Source organism: Mesorhizobium sp. WSM4807, from assembly GCF_055811615.1.
Genome location: NZ_JBVVQY010000026.1, coordinates 72,474 through 81,118, shown reverse-complemented (window position 1 = coordinate 81,118; position 8,645 = coordinate 72,474). Strand labels below are relative to the sequence as shown.

At 63.4% G+C, this 8,645-nt stretch carries 9 protein-coding genes; 5 read left to right on the top strand and 4 right to left on the bottom strand.

Features of this window, described 5'->3' with window-relative positions; translation table 11 throughout:
- The first annotated feature begins 149 nt into the window (after positions 1-149).
- On the top strand, positions 150-938 hold the full coding sequence (locus AC0L3N_RS26610) for a heme ABC transporter ATP-binding protein (RefSeq protein WP_473550453.1): 789 nt from the start codon (positions 150-152) through the stop codon (positions 936-938).
- A 174-nt stretch (positions 939-1,112) separates the two neighbouring features.
- Here AC0L3N_RS26610 and rirA read toward each other — a convergent pair whose 3' ends face one another.
- Positions 1,113-1,574, bottom strand: a complete 462-nt coding sequence (gene rirA / locus AC0L3N_RS26605) for an iron-responsive transcriptional regulator RirA (RefSeq protein ID WP_027156154.1) — start codon at positions 1,572-1,574, stop codon at positions 1,113-1,115.
- 198 nt (positions 1,575-1,772) lie between these two features.
- Here rirA and AC0L3N_RS26600 point away from each other — a divergent pair, with 198 nt between their 5' ends.
- From AC0L3N_RS26600 to AC0L3N_RS26590, 3 genes are all read left to right on the top strand, one after another.
- The gene (locus AC0L3N_RS26600; RefSeq protein ID WP_473550451.1) at positions 1,773-3,068 is read left to right on the top strand and encodes a DUF445 domain-containing protein; all 1,296 of its coding nucleotides are present in this window, start codon (positions 1,773-1,775) and stop codon (positions 3,066-3,068) included.
- A 96-nt stretch (positions 3,069-3,164) separates the two neighbouring features.
- Positions 3,165-3,593, top strand: a complete 429-nt coding sequence (locus tag AC0L3N_RS26595; RefSeq protein WP_473550450.1) for a phasin family protein — start codon at positions 3,165-3,167, stop codon at positions 3,591-3,593.
- 236 nt (positions 3,594-3,829) lie between these two features.
- On the top strand, positions 3,830-4,327 hold the full coding sequence (locus AC0L3N_RS26590) for a MaoC family dehydratase (RefSeq protein WP_473550448.1): 498 nt from the start codon (positions 3,830-3,832) through the stop codon (positions 4,325-4,327).
- A 41-nt stretch (positions 4,328-4,368) separates the two neighbouring features.
- Here AC0L3N_RS26590 and AC0L3N_RS26585 read toward each other — a convergent pair whose 3' ends face one another.
- Positions 4,369-5,772 (bottom strand): aminotransferase-like domain-containing protein, encoded by a 1,404-nt coding sequence (locus tag AC0L3N_RS26585; protein ID WP_473550447.1) that lies wholly within the window; start codon positions 5,770-5,772, stop codon positions 4,369-4,371.
- A 106-nt stretch (positions 5,773-5,878) separates the two neighbouring features.
- Between AC0L3N_RS26585 and AC0L3N_RS26580 the strand changes: the two genes are divergently transcribed.
- Positions 5,879-6,742 (top strand): DMT family transporter, encoded by an 864-nt coding sequence (locus tag AC0L3N_RS26580; RefSeq protein WP_473550445.1) that lies wholly within the window; start codon positions 5,879-5,881, stop codon positions 6,740-6,742.
- 169 nt (positions 6,743-6,911) lie between these two features.
- Here the strand turns inward: AC0L3N_RS26580 and AC0L3N_RS26575 are convergent, their stop codons facing one another.
- Both AC0L3N_RS26575 and maiA read right to left on the bottom strand, forming a co-directional pair.
- Positions 6,912-7,952: a zinc-dependent alcohol dehydrogenase family protein gene (locus AC0L3N_RS26575; protein WP_473550444.1), complete on the bottom strand. Its 1,041-nt coding sequence runs from the start codon at positions 7,950-7,952 to the stop codon at positions 6,912-6,914.
- 32 nt (positions 7,953-7,984) lie between these two features.
- Positions 7,985-8,635 carry a maleylacetoacetate isomerase gene (maiA, locus tag AC0L3N_RS26570; RefSeq protein WP_473550442.1) on the bottom strand — a complete coding sequence of 217 codons (651 nt, stop codon included), beginning with the start codon at positions 8,633-8,635 and terminating at the stop codon, positions 7,985-7,987.
- Between the last annotated feature and the right edge of the window lie 10 nt (positions 8,636-8,645).

Sequence of the window (8,645 nt, the reverse complement as noted above, 5' to 3'; positions counted from 1 at the left end):
GATCATGCGCAAATGCAAAGTGTTAGAGCGTCCTTTGCGCGTCCAATTGGACGCGCAGCGCTCTAATGTCCGCTGCGTTCCGGTTCTCGAAACCACCACCATATGACTCGCCAGAGCGAATTTCGAAACGGTCTGTGAGAGGGGTTTGCATGATCGAAGCGCGGGATGTCTCGGTGGCGATCGGCGGCAAGGGCATCGTCGCCAATGTTGATTTCGACATACGGCCCGGCGAAATCGCCGCCATCGTCGGCCCCAACGGTTCGGGCAAGACGACCTTCCTGAGGGCGCTGTCGGGCGACCTAGCCTATTCGGGAGAGGCCACCATCAACGGCCGTGACCTGTCGGTGATGAAGCCGGTCGAGGCAGCCATGCTGCGCGCCGTGCTGCCGCAGGCGACGACGCTGTCCTTTCCCTTCACGGTGCGTGAGATCGTCAGGCTCGGCCTGCTCGGCGGGCGCTCGGGCGCGCTGCCCGGCGAGGACGAGCGCTTGCCCGAACGGGCGTTGGCGCGGGTCGATCTCGATGGCTTTGCCCGCCGTTTCTACCAGGAGCTTTCGGGCGGCGAACAGCAGCGCGTGCAGCTGGCCCGTGTGCTCTGCCAGGTCTGGGCGCCGGTCCTCGACGGCAAACCGCGCTATCTCTTCCTCGACGAGCCGGTTTCCAGCCTCGACGTCAAGCATCAATTGATCATCATGAACATCGCCCGCGATTTCGCCAGAAGGGGCGGCGGCGTGGTCGCCACCCTGCACGACCTTAATTTGACGGCGATGTATGCCGACCGGATTTTCGTCATGCACCGCGGCAGGCTTGCCGCCACCGGCTCACCGCAGGACGTGCTGAGCGACGATCTGATCGAAAGAGTGTTCAATTGCCGGCTGCGGGTCGGCGTGCTGCCGGCCGGAGACATGCCGTTCGTCCTGCCGCAGTCAGCGGCGTAAGTTCCAACTTGCAAGGTCGGCGCTGCCCCTCATCGCCCTGCCGGCCTTTTTGCAACGATGGAGATTGGCGAAACCGTCGATGACATCGTCCCTCTCCCCGTCACTATACGGGGAGAGGATGCCGGCAGGCAGGTGAGGGGCAGCGCAAACGCTCGGAGAGGGTAAAGGGCAAATTCAGGCGGCCGGCGCCCTTTGCACCAGCATGTCGATGCCGAGCAGGTGGCGCACGTTCGGGCGCGCCGCCACCATGTCGGCGATCGTATAGCGCTCGAGCACGGCGAAGAACGCATTGAGCGCCTCGCGCAGCGCCGAATTCAGTGCGCAACTGTCGACCAGCGGACATTCGGCGGCGTCGTTCTCGAAGCATTCGGCCATGGCGAAGCTCTCTTCGGTCACGCGCACGACGTCGAACAGGGTGATCGATTCGGCCGGGCGGCCGAGCCTGACACCGCCGTTCCTGCCGCGCACCGTCTCGACCAGACCATGCTCGACCAAAGGCTGCAGGATCTTGAAAAGAAAAAGTTCAGACACCGAGTAGGCGGCCGCGATCTCCGGGATGCGGCTCAGCCGATCGGTATTCGCGGCGCAATACATCAGGATGCGCATGGCGTAGTTGGTCTGGCGTGTCAGCCGCATTTTGTCCTCACGAAGCAGTAGCTCAGGCCTAATATGGCCTATACCTTGGAATAATTCCAGACTGGCAGCGCATAATAGCTGAATATCTTTATCAGGTTTGTGTGGGCGGTCGTGCAAACCATAATCCTAATATGGCGCGCATTCGGGTGGGCGGATTACTAAATTAAGTCCGCGAGATCGACCAGGAGCAGTTCATCCATGTCACAATCAGCACCGACTTTGGCATCCGCCCGGTTCGATGCCGACGCGGACGCCAAGCTTTCGGCGCTTCGGCGCACCAAGTTCGTCGCCACCGCAGCGCTCGCGCTCTGCGTCTTCGTCTTTGCACTGGCCAAGTCGTTCGAGGGCCACTATCCGTGGCTGGCGTTCGTCGCCGCTTTCGCCGAGGCGGCGACGATCGGCGGGCTGGCCGACTGGTATGCGGTGGTCGCGCTGTTCAGACGGCCGCTCGGCTTGCCGATCCCGCACACCGCCATCATTCCGGAGAACCAGAACCGCATCGCCGACAATCTCGGCCGCTTCATCGAGGTCAATTTCCTGGCGCCCGAGCCGGTGCGCGAAAAGCTTGCCGAGGTCGATTTTTCCGCGCTCGTCGCCGACTGGCTGGCCGACCCCAACCGCGCCGCCGATCTGTCGCATTTCGTCGGCCGGCTGGTGCCGCAGACATTGGCGGCCGTGGAGCAGTCGGGCCTGCGCGGCTTCGTCACCAGTCGCATGCTGGAGCAGATCGAAAAGGTGCCGCTGGCGCCGCTCGCCGCCGAGTTGCTGTCGGCCCTGACCGACGACCGCCGCCACCAAAAACTGTTCGACGAATTCACCAAGGTCGTCGGCCGGTTCCTGAGCGACGAGCAGGCGCTGGCGACGATGCGCGAGAAGATCCGCGAGGAACTGCCGTCGCTGTTCAACCTGTTTCGCGCCGACGCCTATCTGCTGAAGAAGATCGTCGCCTCCGCCGGCTCACTGCTCGACGAAGTGAGGGCCGATCCCGATCACCCGATGCGCGCCGAATTCGACCGTTTTGTCCTGACCTTCGTCGAGCGGCTGAGGACATCCAAGCAATACGCCAAGCGCGCCGAGAAACTGAAGCGCGATTTCCTCGCCCGGCCGGAGTTGAAGGCGCTGGCCGGCGACATGTGGGAAAGCCTCAGCCTGTTCATCGAGCAGGACGCCAAGACGCCGAATTCAAGGATCCGCGCCCATCTCGCCAACATGTTCGTCGAGGTCGGCCGCCATCTTGCCGGCGACGCGCAGATCAGGGCCGACATGAACCAGGGTTTCGTCGTGGCGCTGTCTTCCTTCGTCGAAAGCCAGAAGAGCGGCGTCTCGAAATTCATCGCCGATCAGGTCAAGCGCTGGGACCTTGCCCAGCTCACCAGGCTGATCGAGATGAACATCGGCAGGGACCTGCAATATATCCGCTTCAACGGCATGGTCATCGGCGGCCTTGCCGGCGTGGTGCTCCATACGGTGGAACGGCTGTTCCTCGTCGGCTGAGGCGCGATGTGTTGCGCGGCCGAATGGACCGTGAGGCTCCAGTGCCCTATTGTTCTCTTCAGCTGCCGCATTCGCAGCAACAGGGGAGACGCCACCATGGCAAAGCGACCGGAATCCGACACCTTCATGGACATTTTCGGCAGGTTCGGCCGCGACCTGAAGCTGCCGAACGTCGATGTCGAGGCGATCCTCAACCATCATCGCAAGAACCTCGAGGCACTGGAAAAATCAGCCAGGGCGAGTGCCGCCGGAGCGTCGTCGCTGCTCTTCAGACAGCGCGAGATGCTGCAGGACACGCTGCACGAGATCGCCGATATGGCACAGAGCTACAGGGCGCCGGGCGATCCTCGGGAGTTGATGGCCAAGCAAGCGGCGTTCGCCAGGAAATCCTTCGAGACCGCATTGAAGAATGCCGGCGAGGTGGCCGAACTGACCAGGAAATCCGGGACCGAATCGGTCGAGATCCTGCGCGACCGCATCAAGGAGGCGATGGAGGAAATCCGCAGCAGCTACGATAAGAAGTAAGCTGTTCCCACACCAAAGCAGGCGGGCTTTTCTCCCGTCTATCCGGCTCCTGAAAGCCGTATTGTTGATCCTTGGCGCTGGCGCACAGGGTTCCGCTTGCCCGGATGAAGCTGTTTCCGGCGCTGGCGGCATTGGCGCGATCCGGCCGAGGATACCGCAGCGGAAGGCGCGGAGCGAATTGACAGAGGCGGCCGGTTCGTGGTCCGGAGGCAGGGCAAGCGATCGGGAAAGCAGGAATGACGCAATCACGGCTGAGGACGCCGCCGACCTACGAACAGCTCAGGACGATGACAGGGCAGGAGCTTGGCGTGTCGGAGTGGACGACGGTCGACCAGAGCCGCATCAACCAGTTCGCCGAATGCACGGGCGACCGCCAATGGATTCATGTCGATCCGGAGCGGGCGAAGCGGCAGAGCCCGTTCCGCGCCACCATCGCGCATGGCTATCTAACGCTGTCGATCATCGGCGCGCTGGCGCTCGACATGGGCATCGTGCCCGAAAACACGCAAGCCGTCTTCAACTATGGCTTCGACAAGGTGCGGTTCCTGGCGCCGGTCAGGGCCGGCGCGCGCATCAGGCTGCGCATCACGCTTTTGTCCATGGAGGACAAAGGCCCCGGCCAATATCTGATGAAGGCCGCCAACACCGTCGAGATCGAAGGTGAGCAGAAGCCGGCGCTGACCGCCGAAACGCTCGTCATGCTCTATGAGCGTCGGAGGCGGGCAAGGGCGTGAGGGGCAAAGCGCCAAGGCCTGCATTTCCGTGACAGCGAAAATCAACGCGACATCGCCTCTTCGAGTGTCCTGAAAATTCTCTCGTCGCCCGACTGCGCGACGTTGAAGCGCAAGAAACGGCTGGCAGTTTGGGACAGGCTGAACGCGTTGCCGGGCGCCAGCACGACATTGGCCGACAAGGCGCGGCGGGCTATTTCAGCTGCATCCAAGCCTTCCCGCAGGCTGCACCATAAGAACATGCCGGTCGGCTGGTCGATCCACGGCATGATGCCGATCGCCCTCAGGCGGGTGCTTGTCTCAGCCATGGCGCGTGAAAGCCGCGTGCGCAGCAAATCTACGTGCTTGCGATAGCTGCCGTCCTTCAGCAGCGCCAGCACCAGTTCGGAGGCAACCCTGCCGCTGCCGAAGGACGTGGCAATCTTGAGGTCGGTCAGCCCTTCCATCCAGTCGCGCGGAGCCGCGATGAAGCCGCAGCGCACCGACGCCGAAAGCGTCTTGGAGAAGCTGCCGATATGGACGACGCGACCAAGACCGTCGAACGCCGCCAGCCTGGGCGCAGGCGTGTGTTCGAAGTCGGCAAAGATATCGTCTTCGATGATCGTCAGATCCGATTGGTCGGCGAGCTTGAGCAATCGATGGGCGACGACCGGCGACAGAATTGCACCCGTTGGATTGTGAAGCGCGGAATTGGTGATGTAGAGGCGCGGCCGGTGCTCGATCAGCGCCTGCGCGAACAGCTCGATATCCGGTCCCGACGGCGTATAGGGAACGCCGACCACCTTGGCCCGGTGAGCGCGCAACAGGGCATGGAAGTTGAAATAGCAGGGATCGTCCACCAGCACTGTGTCGCCCGGCTCGAGCAGGAACCGGCAGAGGAGGTCGATGGCCTGGGTGCCCGATTCCGTCAGCATGATCTGGTCGGGAGATGCCTCGATGCCGTGCTCTGCCATGCGCCGTGCGAGCAGATGACGCAGCGGCGGCAGCCCGAGCGGGGTGCCGTAATCCGTCAGCGTGACATCATCGCCGCGTGCCATTGTCCGCAGGGCCCGGCGCAATCCAGCCTCCGGCATCCACGAGGCAGGCAGCCAGCCGCAGCCGGGTTTGAGCACGCCGTCGCCGGCTTCCAGCGACTGGCGCGAAACCCAGAGCGGATCGACAGCACGGTCAAGTCTGGGGCCGATCTCGGCCAGTGACAAGGGAGCCAACGGTCCGGCGGCATAAAAGCCCGAACCTGGACGCGAGCGGATGATGCCCTCCGCCGCAAGACGTTCATACGCCTCGACCACGGTGGATTTGGAAACCTGCATGGTCTTCGCAAAAGCCCGGATCGAAGGCAGTCGGGTTCCCGGTGTCAGGCTGCGTGCGGCGATCCTGTGCCTGATCGTTGCCATGACGCTTTCGACAAGCGTCCCGCTGCCCTCATTTGCCGTTGCCTGCTCGTCCATCCGTACTGCTCAGTTTGCCATGACAGTTTTATCGAACTGTACCTCATTGTCTCTGGTGGCGCCACAGGTCCGGCCCGATAGAGGGCGAGAACATCAGGAGCGTGCGATGGACAAGACGGCGGGCGGCTGGATCAACGGATTCGTAGGCGTGCTGATTTTCAGCGGATCGCTTCCGGCAACGCGCGTCGCGGTCATGGATTTCGATCCGGCGTTCCTAACCGTCGCCCGCGCTGCCATGGCAGGCATTCTCGGCCTCGCGCTCCTGCTCGTTTTTCGCCAGAAGCGTCCGGAACGGCAGGATCTGTTGTCGCTGGCCATCGTCGCGCTCGGCGTCGTGGTCGGCTTTCCGCTGCTGACCGCGCTGGCGCTCAAGCACATCACCTCGGCCCATTCCATCATCTTCGTCGGCCTGTTGCCGCTGGCGACCGCGATCTTCGGCGTCATCCGCGGCGGCGATCGCCCCAAACCGGCTTTCTGGCTGTTTTCGTGCCTTGGCAGCGCCCTTGTTGCCGGATTTGCGGTGACGCAAGGTGTGATGGCCTCGCCGCTTGGCGACATGCTGATGCTGGCCGCCATTATCCTGTGCGGACTGGGCTATGCGGAAGGCGCGACGCTGTCCCGCAAACTTGGCGGCTGGCAGGTGATCTCCTGGGCGCTGGTGTTGTCGCTGCCGGTCATGCTGGCCCTGGCGCTCATCACCATGCCACCGTCGCTCGAAAACGTCGGCAAGGCCGCCTGGATCGGCCTGGCCTATGTCTCGCTGTTCAGCATGCTGATCGGTTTTGTGTTCTGGTATCGCGGACTGGCGCAAGGCGGCATCGCTGCGGTCGGGCAACTGCAGCTTCTCCAGCCTTTCTTCGGCCTTGGGCTGGCGGCAATGCTGCTGCACGAGCCGGTCAGTCCTGCCATGGTCGCGGTCACTGCTGCCGTGGTGCTTTGCGTGGTCGGTGCGAAGAAATATGCGAGATAGGCGCCGGCCCTTCTTCCTTCTCCCCTTGTGGGAGAAGGTGGATTGGCGCGCAGCGCCAAGACGGTTGAGGGGTGCTGCCGGAACGCCCTCGTGCCAAGCTGGAACACCCCTCATCCGACCGCTTCGCGGCCACCTTCTCCCACAGGGGGAGAAGGGAGAGCCGACTTGGCTAGAACCTGGTCACCACCCCGATGCCGATGCCTTCGAAGCCCCCCATCGCCATCAAGGCCGCGGGCGCCTCGTCGAGGCTGATCCGCTTGCCGACCAGCAGTTCGGGCCTCAGCTTGCCGGTGCGGATCATCTCCATCATCGCCTGGTAGCGGTGGGCCTGCATGCCGTGGCTGCCGCGGATTTCGAGCTCGAAGGCGATCACCTTGTCCATCGGGATCTGCGGCCTGGCGTGATCGCCGAGCATCAGCCCGACCTGCACATGGCGGCCGCGCCGGCGCAGGTTCGCGATCGAGTTGAACGAGGTCGTCGGATGGCCGAGCGCGTCCATCGACATGTGCGCGCCGCCATTGGTGATCTGCTTGACCGCCTTGACCACGTTCGGCGTCTTCGCGGCGTTGATCGTTGCCACCGCGCCGATCTTGCTGGCGAAGTCCAGCTTCTCGTCGGTCAGGTCGATGGCAATCACGTTGGCGCCCATGGCGCTGGCAATCATGATCGCCGACAGGCCGACGCCGCCGCAGCCATGCACGGCCACCCATTCGCCTGGTGTCACCCGGCCCTGGTCGACAATGGCGCGGAACGAGGTGACGAAACGGCAGCCGAGGCTGGCGGCGGTGGCGAATTCCATCTCGTCCGGCAAGCGGACGAGATTGGTGTCGGCATGATCGATGGCGACATATTCGGCGAACGAGCCCCAGGCGGTGAAGCCGGGCTGGGACTGGTGTTCGCAGACCTGATGGTTGCCGGAGCTGCATTCGAAGCAGCGGCCGCAGCCGACGGCGAACGGCACGGTGACGCGCTCGCCGGCCTTCCAGCGGGTCACCTGGCTGCCGGTGGCCACCACGACGCCGGCAAGCTCGTGGCCCGGCACATGCGGCAGGCGGATGCCGTCGTCATGGCCCATCCAGCCATGCCAGTCGCTGCGGCAGAGCCCGGTCGCCTCGACCTTGATGACAACGCCGCACAGTGCCGGCTCCGGATCGGGAACGGTCTGGATCGTCGGCACCTCACCGAATTTTTCGAAGACGACGGCTTTCATCGGCAATTCCTCATGCTTTTGTCCAACTTGCTCTATTCGGCATCGATCTGGTTCTCGGGTGCTGCCGTTTGGAAGGCCGGCAGCGCCATGCAGGCGGCGTGGATGCGGGTGATCGTCGGGTAGGGCGCCATGTCGACGCCGAAACGGGCGTTGCTGGCGACCTGAGCGACCAGGCAGATGTCGGCCAGTCCCGGCGTTTCGCCATGGCAAAATGTCTTTGTTTCGGGGGAGGAAGACAGAATCTTTTCAAGCGGCTGGAAACCTTCGTTCACCCAGTGCCGGAACCAGTTGGCGACGTCCTCGTCGCCGGCGCCGAACAGGGTGCGCAGCGAGGTCAGCACGCGCAGATTGTTCACCGGATGAATGTCGCAGGCGATCATCTGCGCCAGCATCCTGACGCGGGCCCGGCCAAGTGCGTCCTGCGGCAAAAGCGGCGGTTCGGGCCTGGTCTCGTCGAGAAATTCGATGATCGCCAGCGATTGCGTCAGCAGCGTGCCGTCGCCCAGGATCAGTGCCGGCACCAGTCCTTGCGGATTGACCGAGAGATAGGCGGGCTCGAGATGCTCGCCGTGGCGCAGATGATGAGGCACATATTGGTAGGTCAGGCCCTTCATCTCCAGCGCGATCCGCACCCGGTAGGAGGTGGAGGAGCGGTAGTAGTTATGCAGGACGAGGTCGCTCATTGCGGTACAT